Source organism: Nitratireductor luteus (genome assembly GCF_026162365.1).
Classification (GTDB): domain Bacteria; phylum Pseudomonadota; class Alphaproteobacteria; order Rhizobiales; family Rhizobiaceae; genus Chelativorans; species Chelativorans luteus.
In genome coordinates this window covers 206,687-225,901 of the sequence record NZ_JAOANW010000008.1, presented here as the reverse complement: position 1 = coordinate 225,901, position 19,215 = coordinate 206,687, and the positions used below count along the sequence as shown (strand labels likewise).

The 19,215-nt window shown below is 62.1% G+C and carries 18 protein-coding genes and 1 other RNA gene; 13 read left to right on the top strand and 6 right to left on the bottom strand.

All coding sequences use genetic code 11. From position 1 onward, the window contains the following. Nucleotides 1-61: 61 nt before the first annotated feature. Nucleotides 62-724: a TetR/AcrR family transcriptional regulator gene (locus N1058_RS13515; protein ID WP_265518093.1), complete on the bottom strand. Its 663-nt coding sequence runs from the start codon at nt 722-724 to the stop codon at nt 62-64. A gap of 204 nt (nt 725-928) precedes the next feature. On the opposite strand from N1058_RS13515, the gene N1058_RS13510 reads away from it, so the two are divergent. Then, nucleotides 929-2,134: a multidrug effflux MFS transporter gene (locus N1058_RS13510; protein WP_265518092.1), complete on the top strand. Its 1,206-nt coding sequence runs from the start codon at nt 929-931 to the stop codon at nt 2,132-2,134. 118 nt (nt 2,135-2,252) lie between these two features. Here N1058_RS13510 and ssrA read toward each other — a convergent pair. Next, nucleotides 2,253-2,618: a transfer-messenger RNA gene (ssrA, locus tag N1058_RS13505) on the bottom strand. A gap of 177 nt (nt 2,619-2,795) precedes the next feature. Between ssrA and N1058_RS13500 the strand changes: the two genes are divergently transcribed. The 7 genes from N1058_RS13500 (at nt 2,796) to N1058_RS13470 (ending at nt 8,632) form a co-directional block, all read left to right on the top strand. Then, nucleotides 2,796-3,110: a DUF2853 family protein gene (locus N1058_RS13500; protein ID WP_265518091.1), complete on the top strand. Its 315-nt coding sequence runs from the start codon at nt 2,796-2,798 to the stop codon at nt 3,108-3,110. A gap of 131 nt (nt 3,111-3,241) precedes the next feature. After that, nucleotides 3,242-4,036, top strand: coding sequence for a thymidylate synthase (locus tag N1058_RS13495; protein ID WP_265518090.1), 795 nt, complete (start codon nt 3,242-3,244; stop codon nt 4,034-4,036). A gap of 43 nt (nt 4,037-4,079) precedes the next feature. Next, a complete protein-coding gene (locus N1058_RS13490; RefSeq protein WP_265518088.1) occupies nt 4,080-4,580 on the top strand; it encodes a dihydrofolate reductase in 501 nt (166 codons plus the stop codon). Nucleotides 4,581-4,737: 157 nt separating this feature from the next. Continuing rightward, nucleotides 4,738-5,844, top strand: a complete 1,107-nt coding sequence (gene hflK, locus N1058_RS13485; RefSeq protein WP_265518087.1) for an FtsH protease activity modulator HflK — start codon at nt 4,738-4,740, stop codon at nt 5,842-5,844. Continuing rightward, a complete protein-coding gene (gene hflC / locus N1058_RS13480; protein WP_265518086.1) occupies nt 5,844-6,803 on the top strand; it encodes a protease modulator HflC in 960 nt (319 codons plus the stop codon). The genes hflK and hflC overlap by 1 nt, the downstream gene beginning before the upstream one ends. Nucleotides 6,804-6,863: 60 nt before the next feature. After that, a complete protein-coding gene (locus N1058_RS13475; protein WP_265518085.1) occupies nt 6,864-7,049 on the top strand; it encodes a DUF2065 domain-containing protein in 186 nt (61 codons plus the stop codon). 104 nt (nt 7,050-7,153) lie between these two features. Beyond that, complete coding sequence (locus N1058_RS13470) at nt 7,154-8,632, top strand: Do family serine endopeptidase (RefSeq protein WP_265518084.1); 1,479 nt, start codon at nt 7,154-7,156, stop codon at nt 8,630-8,632. On the opposite strand, the gene N1058_RS13465 is transcribed toward N1058_RS13470, so the two are convergent. Together N1058_RS13465 and serB are read right to left on the bottom strand one after the other, a co-directional pair. Then, nucleotides 8,619-9,203, bottom strand: coding sequence for a GNAT family N-acetyltransferase (locus tag N1058_RS13465; protein ID WP_265518083.1), 585 nt, complete (start codon nt 9,201-9,203; stop codon nt 8,619-8,621). The two genes, N1058_RS13470 and N1058_RS13465, sit on opposite strands and share 14 nt — an antisense overlap. Continuing rightward, nucleotides 9,200-10,087 carry a phosphoserine phosphatase SerB gene (gene serB, locus N1058_RS13460; RefSeq protein ID WP_265518082.1) on the bottom strand — a complete coding sequence of 296 codons (888 nt, stop codon included), beginning with the start codon at nt 10,085-10,087 and terminating at the stop codon, nt 9,200-9,202. The genes N1058_RS13465 and serB overlap by 4 nt, the downstream gene beginning before the upstream one ends. Here serB and miaA point away from each other — a divergent pair. Then, the gene (gene miaA / locus N1058_RS13455) at nt 10,086-10,997 is read left to right on the top strand and encodes a tRNA (adenosine(37)-N6)-dimethylallyltransferase MiaA (protein ID WP_420847988.1); all 912 of its coding nucleotides are present in this window, start codon (nt 10,086-10,088) and stop codon (nt 10,995-10,997) included. The genes serB and miaA overlap by 2 nt on opposite strands. Before the next feature lie 153 nt (nt 10,998-11,150). Next, nucleotides 11,151-11,942 (top strand): GGDEF domain-containing protein, encoded by a 792-nt coding sequence (locus tag N1058_RS13450; protein WP_265518080.1) that lies wholly within the window; start codon nt 11,151-11,153, stop codon nt 11,940-11,942. Nucleotides 11,943-12,029: 87 nt separating this feature from the next. Here N1058_RS13450 and N1058_RS13445 read toward each other — a convergent pair whose 3' ends face one another. Then, a complete protein-coding gene (locus N1058_RS13445) occupies nt 12,030-13,856 on the bottom strand; it encodes an ATP-binding protein (protein WP_265518078.1) in 1,827 nt (608 codons plus the stop codon). A 318-nt stretch (nt 13,857-14,174) separates the two neighbouring features. On the opposite strand from N1058_RS13445, the gene N1058_RS13440 reads away from it, so the two are divergent. From N1058_RS13440 to N1058_RS13430, 3 genes are all read left to right on the top strand, one after another. Next, on the top strand, nt 14,175-15,977 hold the full coding sequence (locus N1058_RS13440; protein ID WP_265518077.1) for an acetolactate synthase 3 large subunit: 1,803 nt from the start codon (nt 14,175-14,177) through the stop codon (nt 15,975-15,977). A gap of 57 nt (nt 15,978-16,034) precedes the next feature. Then, nucleotides 16,035-16,607 (top strand): acetolactate synthase small subunit, encoded by a 573-nt coding sequence (ilvN, locus tag N1058_RS13435; protein ID WP_265518076.1) that lies wholly within the window; start codon nt 16,035-16,037, stop codon nt 16,605-16,607. A gap of 104 nt (nt 16,608-16,711) precedes the next feature. Then, entirely contained in the window at nt 16,712-17,308 is a 597-nt protein-coding gene (locus N1058_RS13430; protein WP_265518075.1) for a LysE family translocator, read from the top strand. Nucleotides 17,309-17,325: 17 nt separating this feature from the next. Here N1058_RS13430 and N1058_RS13425 read toward each other — a convergent pair whose 3' ends face one another. Next, entirely contained in the window at nt 17,326-19,176 is a 1,851-nt protein-coding gene (locus N1058_RS13425) for a glycoside hydrolase family 9 protein (RefSeq protein ID WP_265518073.1), read from the bottom strand. Nucleotides 19,177-19,215 lie beyond the last annotated feature (39 nt).

The window sequence follows — 19,215 nt, the reverse complement described above, 5'->3', positions numbered from 1 at the left end:
GCCGAGGTAAATGGCTATTACAGCCCCGGATTCGGGAGTTTTCCTTGCTGCGGACGTGCGTTCAACCTTTGCGCGAGGCGACCTGCCTTCCATACGCGCGCAAAAAGGTGTGAACGGCCGTCCTGGCGCTTGCGCGCAGCTTGTCGTCCGGAACGGGCCGGCCGAAAAGGGAACACAGCTTTATGTCCGCGCCGATGAGCGCCAGGAATTGCTGCGCCGCCACGTCGGGGTCGTCAATGTCGAGATGGCCGGCAAAGGCCATACGCGCAAAATGCGCGGCCAGCGCGGAGGCCACCTTGCCGGGACCCTCCTCGTACCACTGGTCGAAAATCTCCGGATAGCGCTCGCCTTCCGACTGGATCAGCTTGCGCAGAAACTTTGCATCGCGATCGTAGAGGAAATTCTTGTTGAGGCGGACGGCGAACTCCACCAGATCGGCTTCGATATCGTCAGGGCGGTCGGGGAATGTGCCAAGCACGGAGAAGGAACGCGCGTTGCAACGGGCCGTCAGTTCGCTCAGAACCACGGAGAAGAGCTTTTCCTTGCAGCCATGGTGATTATAGACCGTCTGGCGCGAAACGCAGGCCTCGGCGGCGATGAGATCGATATTGGCGCCGGCAAAGCCCTCTCGGCAGAACACGTTTGCTGCGGCCTCGATGATGGAGTCCCGCTTGGCGGCGTGGCCGCGTGTCGGGATGATGTCAGGATCGTTCCGTGGTTCCATGCAATTATGTATAGCGGCGATTGACCTTTTGGACAACTCAATCTAAAAATCTGTATTCAAATTGCAAGGACACCCTCGCGCGAACCTCTCCCAAGCGGCGTATGTCGGGCGAACGGCAAATGTCGGGTTCTTGCCGCGGCGGACGTCCTTTGCGGGCTGCGGTTTCGTTCAGATGCCGTGGCCGGTGTTTTCAGGAGCATTATCATGACGGTTTCGTATTTCCGCCTTGCGGTCATCCTTGGCCTTTTGACTGCCATCGGACCCTTCGCCATCGACATGTATCTTCCCGCACTTCCGTCCATCGGCAGTGACCTGAATGCCGGAACGGCGTCCGTCCAACTCAGCCTCCTCGTCTTTTTTCTTTCGATGGGTTTCGGCCAGATCGTCATCGGGCCGATCTCGGACATGACGGGGCGGAAGCTGCCGCTTTATGGCGGCCTTGCGCTGTTCATCGTCGGCAGTATCGGCTCGGCGTTGGCACCGACCGTTGAATGGTTGATCGCCTTCCGTATTCTGCAGGGCTTCGGCGCGTCGCCCGGCATGGTGGTGCCGCGCGCCGTGGTGCGCGACCTGCATACCGGTGTCGAGGCGGCCAAGCTCATGTCCATGCTGATGCTCGTTTTCTCGATCTCGCCGATCCTGGCGCCGCTGTCCGGCAGCGTGATCATAGAGACGTTCGGCTGGCGCGCCGTGTTCTGGACGGTCGGTGCCATCGGAGTTCTCGGCGTGGTCATGCTGGCAACCTCGCTAAAGGAGACGCGTCCGCCCGAGTTGCGGATCGGCAGTTCCCTGGTAAGCGCGCTCGTGGGCTATCGTTTTCTTCTGGGCAACGGCCAGTTCATGGGGCTGGCGCTGATCGGCGGCGCGGGCATTTCGAGCTTTTTCGTCTATCTGGCAAGTTCGTCCTTCGTGCTGATCGACCATTTTGGCCTGTCGCCGATGCTGTACAGCGTGTTCTTCTCCATCAACGCCGTTGCCTTCTTTACAATGTCGCAGCTCACGGGCGTGTTGACCGAACGCTACGGCCTGCGCCGCGTCGTGCGCATGGCGGTGACTGGCTATGCCACCGTCATGGTGCTGCTTCTGGCGGTGATGACGACGGGCGAACAGTCGCTATGGGTTCTGGCGAGCTTCCTCTTCGTCGGCTACGGCTTCCTCGGGCTCGTGATCCCCAGCACCTCGGTGCTGGCGATGGACGATCACGGCGAGATCGCCGGCACGGCCTCGGCGCTGATGGGAACGCTGCACTTCGCGACCGGCGCGGTGGCAATGGCGATCGCCAGCCTGTTTTTCGACGGCACGCCCTATCCCATGGTGACGGCGATCGCCGCGTGCGCCGTGATCGCGCTGGGGCTCACCTACCTGACGCTGGGCCGCGGCCGGGAGGCAGCGCAGGCCGCTGCCGAATAGAGCCAGCTTCAAGTCTGATCTTCAGGGGCGCAGGCCATAATTGTCCGCGCCCTTTTCCTTGCCCGCACCGTCATGACCGGCACAGGCACTGCAAGAAGCGATGATGAAAACGGAGAGAAGTGGAGGTTTCTGTTGCCAGGTACCTCCGAACCCCGCTCAAACCTGCGAAGGAATGAGGCTCAATTTGAAGCTATCGCACCGCTTACGCGGCGAGACGTGCTTCCGCATAGTTGTCGTTTGCAACTACTAGGTTAGCCCGATAACGGTGGTACCATGCCGAGCGAAAGTCCGATCTTTACACCCTCGTCGATCCTATTTCGCCCCCATCAGAAGCCGCCCTTCCTGGAAGGGCAGGCGGTTTCTGGTGGAGGCGCCGGGTACCGCCCCCGGGTCCGAATGGCTTATTGCATCGGCAGTTTATCGCCATAGTCGGCTCAAAGCCGACGCGACCAATATAGGCAGCCTATCGTGGCAAGAAAAGGGGAAAGCGTGCAAGTGCGCGCATAGCTTGGCGATTTCGGTGTCAATTCCGGGATTGACTTGGCTGCCCGCTTTGCGGAATGTCCTAATCGTTGTGTTTTTCAAACGGCGAAACGTCCAGGTTGCATTTTCCCAGACGCCGAACGGAAAGCACCGTAGGAGAGGACACGAGGGAACATCCATGGCCGACTATCTTGCAGACGTGAAGAAATATGACGCAACCGCGGACACCGCCGTGGTCGACAAGATCGTGAAGCATCTGGGCATTGCGCTCCGTAACCGCGACTCATCGCTGGTTTCGTGCAGCGATCCGAGCGAACTTGAGCGTGTGCGGGAGAAGTGGTGCAAGAAGAAGTTCGGCGAGACCGACGACGCCAGGTGCGATTCAGTGATCGAAAAGGTCTGCGAGACCATGTCCGGCGACAATTCGAAGAGCCGGGTGACCTTCTACTACCTGGTCGCCAAGCATCTGGGGAAGCTGTCGGCATTGGCGTGACAGCCGAGTTTCCGCCCAGACACAGATTTCTGCACAGGCAAAATGATCGCTGACCGGAAAGCGGGGTACCCACTTTCCGGTCCGATGCACTACATTGTGGCGAAGAAATCACGAATCGGTTCTGCCACGCGATGCGCCAATATCTCGACCTTCTCGCCCACGTTCTCGAACACGGCGTCGACCGGGACGACCGTACCGGAACGGGAACGCGCGGTATATTCGGCTATCAGATGCGGTTCGATCTGGCGGCTGGCTTTCCGGCGCTGACCACCAAGAAGCTGCATCTCAAGTCCATCATCCACGAGCTCCTCTGGTTCCTGAGCGGCGATACCAATATCGGCTACCTCAGGGAACATGGAGTGAGGATATGGGACGAATGGGCGGACGAGAACGGCGATCTCGGCCCCGTCTACGGCGCGCAATGGCGCTCCTGGTCGGCTCCGGGTGGCGGCCATATCGATCAGATCGCGAATCTTCTGAGGGGGTTGCGAGAAAATCCTCATTCACGACGGCATGTGGTGAGTGCCTGGAACCCGGCTGAGGTGGACGAGATGGCGCTGCCGCCCTGCCATTGCCTTTTCCAGTTCCACGTCGCCGAAGGCCGGCTTTCCTGTCAGCTCTATCAGCGCTCGGCCGATATCTTCCTGGGCGTGCCTTTCAACATCGCTTCCTATGCGTTGCTGACCATGATGGTTGCCCAGGTCACGGGGCTGAAGCCGGGGGACTTCGTCCACACGCTGGGCGACGCGCATCTTTATTCGAACCATTTCGACCAGGCACGCGAACAATTAGCGCGGAAACCCGGGGCACTGCCGACGATGTGGATCAATCCGGACGTCGACGACCTCTTCGCCTTCCGGTTCGAGGATTTTCGGCTCGACGACTACCATGCCGCCCCGTCCATCCGCGCCCCGATCGCGGTTTGAGCTTCTCCGATCTTCACCAGACCGGGCATCAACGGAGGGACATATGGACATAGCGCTTGTCGTGGCCATGGCAGAAAACGGGGTGATCGGCCGGGAAGGGGGGCTGCCCTGGCGGTTGTCAACCGATCTCAAGCGCTTCAAGGCCGTCACCATGGGCAAGCCTGTCGTCATGGGACGCAAGACGTGGGAGAGTATCGGCAAACCGTTGCCCGGCCGTCTCAATATCGTGATTTCCCGTGATCCGGCCTACCGCGTTGAGGGCGGAGAGGTCGTGCCCTCGCTCGATGCCGCTCTGGCGCTGGCCGAGGAAGAGGCCGGCGAGGCGGAAGAGATCTGCGTGATCGGCGGCGGCGAGATCTTCCGCCTGGCGCTCGACCGCAGCGACAGGCTTTACGTGACGCATGTGCTGGCGGAAGTGGCCGGAGATGCTTATTTCCCCTCGATGGACGCCACGGTTTGGGAGGTCGTTTCGAGCGAAGATGTGCCGGCTGGCGAGAAGGACGTTTACCCGACCCGTTATGTCGTCTACCAACGGCGCAGTTGACGGAACGCTTGGAGTTGAAATCCGGCATTGAGACTGGCGCAGCGGCGTGTGGCCGCGCCGGTTGGCGAGGCCTTCTCGTTGAAAGGGAGGCCGTGCCAACCTATAACAAGCGCAAGGGAGTGCCGGCCGACGGCCGGCTGAAGGAAAAGGAACAATAATGCCCTGGAACAATCAAAGTGGCAGCGGCGGCCCGTGGGGCAGCGGCGGCAATGGCGGAGGGCCCTGGGGACAGGGGCCGCGAGGCCCGAGCGGGCCGCAAGGCTCGCCGCCCGACCTTGAAGAGATCATTCGGCGCGGCCAAGATAGGCTGAAGCGTGCGCTACCGGGCGGCGGAGGCGCCGGGCCGGGTATGTTCATCCTGATCGCGGTGGCGCTTGCCGGCCTGTGGCTGTTCAAGGCGGTCTATACGGTGCAGCCGGACGAACTGGCTGTCGAACTGCGTTTCGGAAAGCCCAAGGCAGAGCTTTCGGAGCCGGGGCTGCATTTCCATTGGTGGCCGGTCGAAACGGTCGAGAAAGCTTCCGTCGCCGAGCGCCTCGTCGATATCGGCGAAATCCGTGCCGGCGGTTCCTCGGGGCTCATGCTATCTGGCGATCAGAACATCGTGGATGTGAAGTTCTCGGTCGCCTACCAGGTCTCCGACCCCGCCGCCTATCTCTTCAACGTCCAGACCCCCGATGAGATGGTCCGCCAGGTCGCCGAGAGCGCCATGCGTGAGATTGTCGGGCGGCGTCCCGCCCAGGACATTTTCCGCGACGACCGTCAGGGGATCGCCGAAGACGTGCGCGGTATTATCCAGTCGACCCTGGAGGAGTACGGTACGGGCCTGACCGTGAACGCATTGTCGATCGAGGATGCGGCACCTCCGCGTGAGGTGGCCGACGCCTTCGATGAAGTGCAGCGCGCCGAGCAGGACGAAGACCGGTTCGTGGAAGAGTCGAACCAGTATTCCAACCAGCAACTCGGTCAGGCGCGCGGCGAAGCGGCGGAAATCCGTGAAGAGGCCGCAGCCTACAAGAACCGTGTCGTGCAGGAAGCCGAAGGTGAGGCGCAGCGCTTCATCTCCGTCTATGAAGAATATGCGAAGGCTCCGGAAGTCACCCGCAAGCGCCTGTTCCTGGAGACGATGGAGAACGTTCTGCGCGGCTCCAACAAGGTGATCGTCGAAGGCGGGACGGGGCAGGGTGTGATCCCCTATCTGCCCTTGCCCGAGCTCAGGCAAAGGCAGCCGGCATCCACTGAAAGCCAAGGGGGCAGCAACTGATGAACAATCGTCTTCCTATCATTGCCGTCATTGCGGCAATCGCGCTGTTCCTCGTCTATTCGTCGATCTTCGTGGTCAATGAACGCCAGCAGGCCATCGTTCTGCGCTTCGGCGAGATCGTCGATGTGAAACGGGAGCCTGGGCTCTATTTCAAGCTGCCCTTCGGATTCGTCGAGGCGGATAACGTGCAACTCCTCGAGGATCGCATATTGCGGTTCGACCTTGACGATATCCGCGTGCAGGTATCTGGCGGCAAGTTCTACGAGGTGGATGCTTTCGTTGCCTATTCGATCGAAGACCCGCGTGTATTCCGCCGCGAGGTTTCGGGCAGCATCGCGCTGGCCGAGCAGAGGCTGCGGACCCGTCTCGATGCCGCCTTGCGCCGCGTTTACGGTTTGCGTGGCTTCGAAGCCGCCCTGTCGGAAGAGCGAAGCTCAATGATGCGCGAAGTTGCCGGCCAACTGGCAACGGCAGCCACCACCCTCGGCCTAAAGATCGAGGATGTGCGTATACGCCGGACCGATCTCACTGCCGAAGTCTCGCAGCAGACCTACGACCGCATGAAGGCGGAGCGTCTGGCCGAGGCCGAAAGGCTGCGTGCTCGTGGCCGCGAGGCGGCCGCCCGGATCCGCGCCCGCGCCGATCGCGAGGTGGTGGAAATACTCGCTGCTGCGCAACGCGAGGCTGAAATCCTCCGTGGTGAGGGCGAAGGCGAGCGCAACGCCATCTTCGCCGACGCCTTCCAGCGCGACGAGGAATTCTTCGAGTTCTATCGCTCGATGGCGGCCTACAGGCAGGCGCTCGATCCTTCCGGGACGACCATGCTCCTCACGCCGGATTCGGATTTCTTCCGTTTCTTTGGCAGTGCCGGCGGGCGGCCCCCGCGCCCGGACACGGGTGGCGACGGTCCGGTGGCTGCACGACCCGTTCCGCAATTGCAGAACGATGCAGCCCAGTGAACTTTGGGTGAGCCCCGCGCGGTGTGATAGCCGCGCGGGGCTTTTCATTGGAGCCTTGACGTGACCGATTTTCTTGCCGCGCTGGGCTTGGTGCTTGTCTTCGAAGGACTACTCTATGGCGGGATGCCCGGCTTGGCCAAGCGGATGGCGGCCGACGTCATCAACATGCCTGAAAGCCTGATGCGTGGCGTCGGGCTGGCGGTGATGGTAGTCGGTGTGGTCATCGTCTGGCTTGTTCGCGGCTGACGAGCCATACTGGTAATCAGGGCTGCTGACGAAGCCCAAAACGCGCCGCATTCACCCGCGAGCATGGTTTCGAGGCAAGAAACAACCGGCGAAAGGTTCTCAATATGCGCTTTGCCAACCCGCTACGTGTCACCGGCGGCTTCTTGCTGGCCGCAATCGTCGCCGGGGGCCTTGTCGCTGCGCCGGTCGATGGCCGGACGCAGTCTCGCGGTCCCGCGTCGGTGGCAGATCTGGCGGATGGCCTGCTTTCCGCCGTCGTCAATATTTCGACCACGCAGAACGTCACGCCGCGAGGCCCCGGCCGTGTGCCGATGCCGCAACTGCCGGAAGGCTCTCCTTTCGAGGAGTTCTTCGGCGAATTCTTCCGTGATCAGGAGAACCGGCCCCTCCCGCCCGGACCGGGCTCGTCGCTGGGATCGGGCTTCGTAGTGGATGCCGACGAGGGCATCGTCGTCACCAACAATCACGTGATCACGGGCGCGGCCGAGATCATCGTGAATTTCTCCGACGGCTCCAAGGTGGACGCCGAACTTGTGGGCATCGACACCAAGACCGACATCGCGGTCCTCAAGATCGATACGACGGGCCGCACTCTGCACGAGGTGCCGTTCGGCGATTCGGAGAAGCTGCGCATCGGCGATTGGGTCATGGCCATCGGCAACCCGTTCGGCTTTGGCGGATCGGTCACGGTGGGCATTGTGTCGGCGCGCAACCGTCAGATCGGCTCGGGCCCGTATGACGATTACATTCAGACCGACGCGGCCATCAATCGCGGCAATTCAGGCGGCCCGCTGTTCAACATGGATGGCGAAGTCATTGGCATCAACACGGCCATCATCTCGCCTTCCGGCGGGTCGATCGGCATCGGCTTCGCCATTCCGTCCAACCTGGCGCGCAACGTGGTCGATCAGCTTCGCGAATTCGGCGAGACCCGGCGCGGCTGGCTCGGGGTGCGCATCCAGCCGGTCACCGATGAAATCGCCGAGAGCCTTGGCCTGGGCGAAGCCCAAGGCGTTCTCCTAAGCGGCGTCGAGAAGGATGGGCCCGCCGAGGGCCTCCTGGAGGCCGGCGACATCATCATCGGTTTCGACGGCGCCGTGGTCGAGGATCAGCGCGAACTGCGCCGACTTGTGGCCGAAGCCCCGGTCGGGCGCGATGTCGAGGTCGAGATTCTTCGCAAGGGCGAGCGGAAGACGGTGACCGTCAAGCTCGGCCGTCTGGCGGAAGACGAGCAGGTCGCTTCCGCCGAGGACGAGGAGAGCGGAGATGAGCAGCCCGTTGCCGAGGCCAAGGTGCTTGGCATGACCGTTATCGAACTCAATGACGAGGGCCGCGCGAAGTTCGACATATCCGAGGACGTCAATGGCGTGCTGGTATCCGAGGTTGAGGAAGGCAATGTGGCAGCCCAACAGGGGGTGCAGCCGGGTGACGTTATTGTCGAGATTGCGCTGACCTCGGTTTCCACGCCCAAGGAAGTGCTCGACCAGATCGAGGATCTGAAGGCGCAAGGCCGCAAGAATGCACTGCTGATGCTCGCTTCCAAGACCGGCGAGCTGCGCTTCGTTACGCTCAGGATGGATTGACGCCGCGGTTGCTGCGTTGGCGGCGCCACGTTTCGTACGAAATGCGATAGAGCACGTGGGGCTTGAGGGCGGGATGGGTATCGGGCACGGCCGGATGGTCGAAATCTTCTTCCGGGTAGTGGGTCATGCCGATGCGTTGCATCACCGCGATCGAGCGCTTGTTGGTGCGCACGGCGAAGGAGACGATCTCCTTCAGTCCGAGCTCGGAGAAACCATAGTAGAGCCAGGCATAAGCGGCCTCCGTCACATAGCCTTTGCCCCAGAATTCGGGCGCCAGGCGCCAGCCGATTTCCACGCTGTCGGCAGGCAGCCCGGGAATGCCGGAAACGAGACTGAGCCCCGCGAAGCCTATGCAATCGCCACCTTCCAGCCGTTCGAGCGCACAAAATCCGAAGCCCCGGTCGGCGATGTTCTGGCGTAGGATGTCGAGCAGCGCATCGGAGGCCTCGCGATCACGCCGGAACGGAAAGAACTCCATCACTTGGGGATCGCAATTGATGCGGTGGAAGAGCGGCCGGTCGCGGTCTTGCCAGTTGCGGATCAGGAGCCGTTCGGTGCGTATCGGGATCATCGGATAAACTGCGATTGTTGATAGCCCTGGAGATAGAGGAGGGCGGTCAGGTCGCCGTGGTCAATGCGGATGCCGGCTGCCGCGGCAACCGAAGGCTTGGCGTGGAGCGCCACGCCTGCACCGGCCAATTGCAGCATGCCCAGGTCATTTGCGCCGTCTCCTACGGCAATCACCTCGTTATGGCCAATGCCTAATCTGGCCGCGATCTCTGTCAGAGCATCGATTTTGGCTTGCCTTCCCAGAATGGGCTCGGCCACCACTCCGGTAAGAATGCCGTGCTCTTCGATCAGCCTGTTGGCGCGCTGTTCGCCGAAGCCCAGCATATCGGCGATGCGGGCCGTGAAAACGTCGAAGCCGCCGGAGACGAGCGCCGTGTAGGCGCCGGTCGCATTCATGGTGGCGACCAGTTCGCGGCCGCCGGAGGCCAGGCTGATACGGCCTTCTATCACCTTGTCGACGACAGCCAGTTCCAGTCCCTTCAGAAGCGCCACACGCTCGCGCAGGGCCGGCTCGAACTCAATTTCGCCGTTCATGGCGCGCGCCGTTATCGTGGCCACCTTGTCCTTGATGCCGATTTCATCAGCCAACTCGTCTATGCATTCCTGGTCGATCATGGTGGAATCCATGTCGGCGATCAGCATCTTCTTGCGACGCCCGGCTGCTGGCTGCACGGCAATGTCGATCGGTTCGCCGGCGAGCGCTGAGCGCAGCAAGGCATCAGCTTCGCTCGGCGAGCGATCTTCGGGCATTTCGATGTCGCAGGCAATATCGGCCGCCAGCCAGTCGATGCGGCTTGCGCCAAGCGCCTCGCTGGCCATATTCGCCAACTGAGGTTTCAACGCGCGCTGGCGCGGATGGGAGATGAGCGTTGCGACAAGAGTCATGGGCGGGTCCGATCGGGCGGGGCAGGCGGCAATGCTGAAGAATGCGACCCTGATAGCCGGGCCGACCGCGAGCGGCAAGTCGGCCTATGCGCTCGATCTGGCGCAACAGACGGGCGGCGTTGTCGTCAATGCCGATTCCATGCAGGTCTATTCGGTGCTCTCGGTGGTCACGGCGCGGCCCCAGGCCGAGGATATGGCTGCCGCGCCTCACCATCTCTACGGCCATGTGCATCCTTCCGCTCCCTATTCGACCGGGGCGTGGCTCCGCGATGTGGCAAGCCTCGAGCGTTCCGGAGTGCTGGCGGGAAAGCCCGCGATATTCGTGGGCGGCACCGGACTCTATTTCAGGGCGCTGACGGAAGGGCTGGCGCCGATGCCCGAGATCCCCGATCCCGTCCGCAAGGCGTGGCGCAAGCGCCTGGAGATGGAAGGAGCCGAAACCCTGCACCGTCTGCTTACCGAACGCGATCCGCAATCGGCGTCCCGGATCGAGCCGGCCGATGGTCAGCGCATTGTCCGGGCCCTTGAAGTGTCGGAAACATCGGGCGAAACGATCGGCGCCTGGCAGGCTCGGAAAGGGCAACCTCTGGTGGATGTTGCATCGGCGCGGCAGACGGTGCTGGAGCCGAACCGGTCGGTGCTCCACAACCGCATTGCTTTGCGGTTCGAGAAAATGATCGGCGCAGGCGCACTTCAGGAAGTGCGGGCGCTATTGTCGCTGGGCCTGCCTCCTTCGATGCCGGCGATGAAGGCCATCGGCGTGCGCGAGCTTGGATCGTACTTGGCCGGAGAACTGGAACTTTCCCTCGCGGTGGAGCAAGCCGTCGCGGCGACACGGCAATATGCCAAGCGGCAATCGACCTGGTTCCGCCACCAGCTCGGTGAACGCTGGGAGCGGGTGAAAGTTTAGTTGCAGTCTGTATCGATCCTTGCAGAACACTGTCGACTGGCGGGATGTAGCTCACCTGAAAATCGTAGAATCCTCCGATTCCGTCCGTTCCGGTTAACCTCGTGTAAGGTCACGTATGTGAAAAGCGTAGGTGGTCTTTTATTCGGGGCGGGCATGCGTTTCCACAAAGCGGAATCGGCTTTTTTTGTCTTCATCGCGCTTGTGCTCGGTGCGAGCGTCCTGCTGTTTTTCGCCTATGGGATCCTGCGCACAAACGCCCATTCCATTCTGCCGCTCTACGAACTCGAGGCGACCAGTGAATTCGCCCGACTGCTGTTTACGACGGGCGTGCTTCTGGCCACTGCTATCGTGTTCGGCATCTTCTTCATCTATCCCCTGATCCGCACTCAGGTGCGCGAGGAGGGCAAGCTTCGGGCGATGACCGAAACGCTTAGCGCACGGTCGGAATCGCTTGAGCACGCGGCGCTGACCGACGGGCTGACCGGCACCCAGAACCGCCGCTTTTTCGACGATGCGTTGCGTGAATATCTGCTGGAATTCCGCAGGATCGAGAAGCCCGTTGGCCTGATGGTCCTCGACCTCGACCATTTCAAGCTGGTCAACGACACCCATGGCCACGGGATGGGTGACGAGGTGCTGCGCCATGTTGCGCGATGCCTGAAGGACATGACCCGCTATCACGATGTCGTTGCGCGCCTGGGGGGCGAGGAGTTCGCCATCGTTGCGCCTAACATGAACCAGGACGCGCTTGTGAAGCTTGCCGAGCGGATCCGTGGCGCCATCTCGATGCTGGGGGTCGAGGCCGGCAACGTCCGGCTCAAAGTCACGGCCAGCGTGGGGCTTGCCGTCTGGGACGGGCGGGAAACCGCCGACGAGTTCTACCGGCGCGCGGACAAGATGCTGTATCAGGCGAAGCGGCTCGGCCGTAACAGGGTCTGCGCCTGATCGCGGCGATCGGCACCGGCCACTCTGCACAATCCGTTCAAGAATAGTCGGGTTTGGTTCCGCTCCCGGATGGAGGCTTTCCCGTTTTCAGCGGGAAAAGCGGCTTCGTGTCGCAAGGCCGGCTTTTTCGGCCTCGCTCAGATCATAGACGGAGCCGAGCGCGCCGGAGTGGTGCCAGCGCTCGGACGCGGCTTTTTTATCCACGCCCAGACTGTTGGAAAAGGCACTGGCCTTTTGCTGTGGAACCTTGCCGGAATTGCGCAGGCGGTCGACAATGAGAGCCAGCCCCGCTTCACTGATGTCGTCCTCGATGAGGGCGGATCGCGCTTCGGTATCATCCTTGGCGCCGGGCAAAAGGTGCTGCGGCAATTGCTGGAATTTCATGCGCATGGTCGTCGCCACGCCGTCGCCGAAGGCAATCGCCTCGCGCTGACCCATGGCCGAAAGGAAGGCGAGGGTGGAGGCGGAAGAATCGGCAATCGCCGAACGGATGATCGACTGATCCTGCTCGTTGGCCAATCGCATCGCGAAAACCGTCGAACATTGCGAGAGCACGGTGGGGTCCAGATCGCCGGGTCGCTGGGTGACGACGCCGAGATAGCAGCCGTATTTGCGGCCTTCCTTGGCGATGCGCGACAAAGCGTGGCGGGTCGGTGCAAAACCCAGGCGCGGGTCGGCCGGCATATAGCGGTGGGCCTCCTCGCACATGACGAGAAGCTTCAGTTTGCCCTCGCTCCACAGCGCCAGATCGAAGGCGAGGCGTGCAAGCACGGAGCAGACGGAGTTGACGATCTCCGAGGGCAGGCCGGCCATCTCGAAACACGTGACCGGACGGCCCTGGGCCGGAACCCGGAAGATGCGACCGATGACCGTATGGATGGAATCCTCGATGACATGCGAGGCGAACATGAAGCGATAGCGTGGGTCGTTCAGTGCCGATTGGAGACGGGTTTTGATCTGCCGGTAGAAAGGCCGCTCCACCTTGGTGTCCAACTGGCCCATGCGCTCGTCGATCAGGCGCAGCAGATCGGCCATGCGGTAGGGTACGGGCGTGTCCGCCGTGACGTCGCTCTTGAGGGAAGGCCGGCGGAGGGCTGATCCGGCGTCGGCGCCGTAATAGCTGTTCTTGGCCTCGACGATCAGGTCACGCAGAAGCTCCACTTCCTCATCCACCGCCTCGCGCCCGCGAAACAGGACTTCGACGAACTCTTCCAGCCGAAAGAGCCAGAACGGCAATTCGAGGGAGTTGGTGTCGAGCCGCACGCAATAGTCGGGAAGGGCGGCGGCAAATTCATTGTGCGGATCGAGAAGCAGGATCCGCAGATCGGGACGCGACTCGATCATCTTGCGCAGGAGCAGCGAAACGGCTGTTGATTTGCCGACGCCGGTCGTGCCGACAACGGCGAAATGGCGGCTGAGCGTTTCGTCGACCGCAAGGCATGCGTCGATCTCGTGATCCTGCGAGAGCTGGCCGATGGCAATGGAGCGCCGGCCACCCAGATCATAGATCGCCTTCAGGTCACGCGAGCGGATGCGATGGGCGAGCGCCCCGATGTAGGGGTACTCGGTGATGCCGCGATCGAAGCTCGGAGTGCCATCGCTGTCCCGCACCTCGCCGATGAGCTCGACGCAGATCATGATCGGGTTGTTGCAGGTGTCGTCCCAACGGCGCTGCGGCCGCTCGATGGCGTAGACAAGGCCAACTGTGCGCGTGGTGCCCAGATTGATCGAGATCATCTTGCCGACGGTCCAGACATTGGCCATGTCTTCGCCGCCGGCCTCGATGTCGGCAGCGATGATCGCGCGTGCGCCGTCGCACTGCACGACATGACCCAGGAGGCGTGATGCCGGCTGATTCAGGCCTCGGCGTTCCTGCGCCGTGGTCTCTCCTTCGACTTTGCCATCGACAAACATGATGTCCCCTCTCACCCTTGATCGGCCAAGCTACTCGATCGGGGTTAAGGCGGGATAAGCCGGCATGGTTAAAAAGGGCTGGACCGAACGGCCGGTGAGGCGCCTGATCTCCCGCCCTTATCGGTTGACACCGCGTAATTTTCGGTCTTAAAGTCCGCGCCATGATCAAGAATGTTCTTATCGTAGTAGGATCGCACATGGGCAAGGCGGCGTAGCTGCCAGGCGATAGCCAACCATGTGCGAAAGACAGGCTCCTCCGGGGGCCTTTTTTATTGACCCAAAACCGACTGAGCACCGAAAGAGACGGGACCAAGACAAATGACCGGGCAAGCGCTTGAGCGACAAAGCCATGAAGCCGCAATCAATCAGATGACGGGCGCCGAGATGGTGGTGCAGGCCTTGAAGGATAACGGCGTCGAGCACGTCTTCGGTTATCCCGGCGGTGCAGTGCTTCCAATCTATGACGAGCTTTTCCAGCAGGAGGACGTCCAGCATATTTTGGTGCGCCACGAGCAGGGCGCCGGCCATGCGGCCGAGGGCTATGCCCGCTCGACAGGCAAGGCAGGCGTTATGCTGGTGACGTCGGGGCCCGGCGCCACCAATGCCGTGACCCCGCTTCAGGATGCTTTGATGGACTCCGTCCCCCTGGTGTGTATCACCGGCCAGGTGCCGACCTCGCTCATCGGTTCCGATGCGTTCCAGGAGTGCGATACGGTCGGCATCACGCGACCCTGCACCAAACACAATTGGCTGGTGCGGGACGTCAACGAACTCGCCAGGGTGCTGCATGAAGCGTTTCATGTGGCGCAGACGGGGCGACCGGGGCCGGTCGTCGTCGATATTCCCAAGGACGTCCAGTTCGCCAAGGGCGCCTATACCTCACCGCAGATGGTGCCGCGTACCAGCTATCACCCGCGCGTCCAGGGCGACCAGGAGCAGATCAAGCGGGCGATCCAGCTGATGGCCGGCGCCAAGAAGCCGATCATCTATTCGGGCGGCGGCGTGATCAACGCCGGGCCCGAGGCAAGCCATCTGTTGCGGGAACTCGTGGAACTGACAGGATTCCCCATCACCTCGACGCTGATGGGACTCGGCGCGTACCCCGCGTCCGGCAAGAACTGGTTGGGCATGCTCGGCATGCACGGCACGTTCGAAGCCAATATGGCGATGCACGACTGCGACGTCATGCTCTGCATCGGCGCGCGTTTTGACGACCGTATTACGGGCCGGCTCGATGCGTTTTCGCCCAATTCCCGCAAGATCCACATCGATATCGATCCCTCCTCGATCAACAAGAACGTGCCTGTCGAAGTGCCGATCCTCGGCGATTGCGGGCGTGTTCTGGAAGATCTGGTGCGGCTGTGGCGCGCCAGTGCCAATGCGGACAAGGCCGGGTTGCAGCCCTGGTGGGCGCAGATCGAGAAATGGCGCGCGCGCGACTCGCTGGCCTACAAGCCAAGCGACGATGTCATCATGCCCCAATACGCGGTGCAGCGGCTCTACGAGCTGACGAAGGAGCATGACGTCTACATCACCACCGAGGTCGGCCAGCATCAGATGTGGGCGGCGCAGCATTTCGGTTTCGAAGCGCCCAACCGCTGGATGACCTCGGGCGGGCTGGGCACGATGGGCTATGGACTGCCGGCCGCTCTCGGCGTGCAGATCGCCCATCCCGACGCGCTCGTCATTGACATTGCCGGCGACGCCTCAGTGCTGATGACGATGCAGGAGATGAGCGCGGCGGTGCAGCACCGGGCGCCGATCAAGATATTCATCCTCAACAACCAGTATATGGGCATGGTGCGGCAGTGGCAGCAGCTCCTTCACGGCAACCGGCTTTCCCATTCCTACACGGAGGCGCTGCCGGACTTCGTGAAGCTGGCAGAAGCCTATGGGGGCCACGGCATCCGATGCGAAAAGCCGGCGGACCTGGACGACGCGATCCGCGAGATGATCGAGGTTGATCTGCCGGTCATCTTCGATTGCCGTGTGGCCAACCTTGCCAATTGCTTTCCGATGATCCCGTCCGGCAAGGCGCATAACGAGATGCTGCTGCCCGACGAGGCGACGGACGAAGCTGTCGCCAACGCCATCGACGCGAAGGGAAGGTCGCTCGTTTGAGCGATCTTCCTTCTCCTTTAAACAATTACAAGCTGAAGCCGATAAAGAGAATCAAGAATGAACGCCCAGCACCAGCCCACAGGCTCCGCCTATTTCATCACCCAGGAAACCGAGCACAGCGAGGCACGGACCCTGTCGGTGCTTGTCGACAACGAGCCGGGGGTGCTCGCGCGGGTCATCGGGTTGTTTTCCGGGCGGGGCTACAATATCGACAGCCTCACGGTCTCGGAAACCGAGCATGAGCGCCATCTGTCGCGCATCACTATCGTGACCCGTGGCACGCCGCACATTCTCATGCAGATCAAGCATCAGCTCGAGCGGATCGTGCCGGTGCATCGTGTCGTGGACCTGTCGGTGGTCGCGAAGGAGCGCGGACATGACAGGCCGCTGGAGCGCGAGCTGGCGCTTGTGAAGGTAAGCGGCAAGGGCGACGCCCGGGTGGAAGCGTTGCGTCTCGCCGATGCCTTCCGCGCCCAGGTCATCGATGCCAATACGGAGCATTTCACCTTCGAGATCACCGGGCGGGTCTCGAAGATCGAGCAGTTCATCGCGATCATGAAGCCGCTCGGCCTGGTCGAGGTTTGCCGCACCGGTGTGGCGGCAATGAACCGGGGGCCGGAGGGAATGTAGTCCCTCTGTTGGGCTACCGGCCATCCACCGGGCATTGGCGGACATGGTAAGGCGTCAGTTGCCAACCTGACTACGTGCATGACGCTCCAACGGGAGATTTTCCCATGTCGTTCGACATTTTCATTGCGGTGGTAATATTCGCCTTTGTCTCGTCGGTGACGCCGGGGCCGAACAACTTCATGCTGCTGGCCTCCGGCGTCAATTTCGGTTTCCGCCGCACGGTTCCGCACATGTTCGGCATCGCTGCCGGCTTCTGCTCGCTCCTGCTTGCCGTCGGCTTCGGCCTTGGCGCGGTGCTGAATGCCTATCCCGAGCTTCATCTGGCGTTGAAGATCGCAGGCGGCGCGTATTTGCTCTACCTTGCTTGGCGCATCGCGACATCACGGAAGCTCGGCCAGTCTACCAACGCGCACGCACGACCGATGCGGTTTGTCGAGGCGGCTGCATTCCAGTGGGTCAATCCCAAGGCGTGGGTGCTGGCGGTGACGGCGATGACGCTCTACACCAGCCCGGAAGCTCCCTTCCTCTCGGTCATGCTGGTGGCGGCCGCCTTCGTTATCGTCAATTTTCCCAGCGTCTCGGTATGGGCAGGTTTTGGCATGGCGCTGCGCGGCTTTCTGTCCGACCCGGTCCGGCTCAAATGGTTCAACATCGCCATGGGCCTTACCCTGGCGGCAACGCTCTGGCCTATGCTTCGCTGATGCTGCGGCACGCCGGCCTATTGCTCGGCGAGGAAAGCGGCATATTGGGCGAGGGCGGCATTCCAGTTGATGGTGATCTCGTTGGTGGACCAGCTCTGTATGTCGTCGAGGTAGCATTCCTGTGGCGCGCAGCCTGAGCGCGCTTCCTTCGCCGCCTCGTCCTGCAGATAGGCGTTCGGTCCGCCGGCCAGCGCGCCGTCGGGTGGCGCGGGCAGGGCTGGGTCGAGCTGGCGGGCGAACCATCGTGAATGCTGGTTTGTGGAATAATCCGTGCCGTAGCCGGTGATATAGGACTGGCCAAGTGCGTTGCGGCCCAGAAGATAATCTGCGCCTTCGATCGCTGCATTTTTGAATCGTGTATCGCCGGTATAATCATAGGCGCGGGCCAGAATGGTCCCGATCTGCGCCATGAGGTGATTGGAGCCCCAGCCATATTTGCCGTCTTCCGGCGCATAAAGCTGTCCGAAGGCCCGATCTTTCCAGCGTGCCAGATAGGCCTCTGCCGCCTCGACCACGGCACCGCGCTGCCGGGCGATCTCGTCGGTGGTCAGCCCGTTGGGCACGAGGCCCACCGACAGCGTGCCGAGCGCGGCAACGTTTGCCCAGTCGAAGCCGGCGTCCCCGAACGCAGCGCTCTCGAAGAATCGCGAGGCCGCCACGGCATCGCGGTATTCCTGCTTGCCGGTGGTGATGAAGAGTTCGGCCGCCGCCCAGAAGAATTCGTCTTCGACATCGGCATCGTCATAGGCGCCGCCCCCCTGATTGTCCGATGCCGGGGCCAGCAGCGCAGGGTTTTCGACCGCCGCCCGCCAGGCACGCTCGGCCGAATGCAGCAGTGATCTGGAAAATGTCGGATCATACGGCTCGAACAGACGCTCGCCTTGTGCTGCTGCTGCGGCGAGGTTCAGCGTTGCCGCGGTGGACGGGTGGTGGAGGTAACGCGGGCGCGGGTCCTCGTGCGGCAGAAGGGGAAGACCCGTCCATGCATCGTCATGCACCTTGTGATGCGCCATGCCGGCAAGCGGATTTCCTTCCGGAACCTGCATCCTCAGCAGGAACTCCAGTTCCCATCGCACTTCGTCGAGAATGTCCGGAACGCCGTTCCCGGTTTCCGGCAGCGCCAGCGAGCCGTCGGCGTAGAGATCCTTGGCCGCGCCTTCGACGTGCAGGCTGCGCTCGTAGGCCTGCATGAGCTGGGCCGCCGAGATGCCGCCATTGACGACATATTTGCCGTGGTCGCCGGCATCGTACCAGCCGCCGGTGACGTCGAGCCGGTAGCTGCAAGTCCAGGGTTCTCCATAGGCCTCGGCGGCCAATTTCGCCGGCAGGCAGGAGACATCGCGGTCGCCCTTGTTGATTTGGCCTTCGGCGGACGTGGCGGTGTGGCCGGCGGGGCGCGCATAGGCTTCGCCGGCAATGGCGCCATCAACCGCGATGCCGGAACGCACGGGATAGAAATAGTCGACCGCATCGCGGGCGAGCGGCCTGTAGATGCCGGTCGCAATGGCGAATGGCCGGCTCTTTTCGCCGCTGCTGCGCAGATGGAAACGGTCACCTTGGGCGTTCACCGCGGAAAAGTCGATGATGTGGACATTGCGCCGGGAGGTGGGATCGATTCCCACCGCCCGGGTTCGACCGCGGGCGACGATGCTTCCATCGGCAGCGATCAACTGCCAATCCACCGGCGTTTGCTCCAGCGTCATCAGGGTGGCGCGTTTCGGGGCGTCGGGCAGGTAGCCAAGCTGATTGACGACCAGATGGGGCCGCGGCGAGGCGGCTGCTTCATTCGGGCAGTCGGCTGCGATCAGCAGCAGAGGACCTGCCGCGGCGATCGTCACCAGCCCCACGATAAAGGTCAGTCGCCTCATACCCGTGCTCCCGATGGTATAGCCGGACTCTGATACACC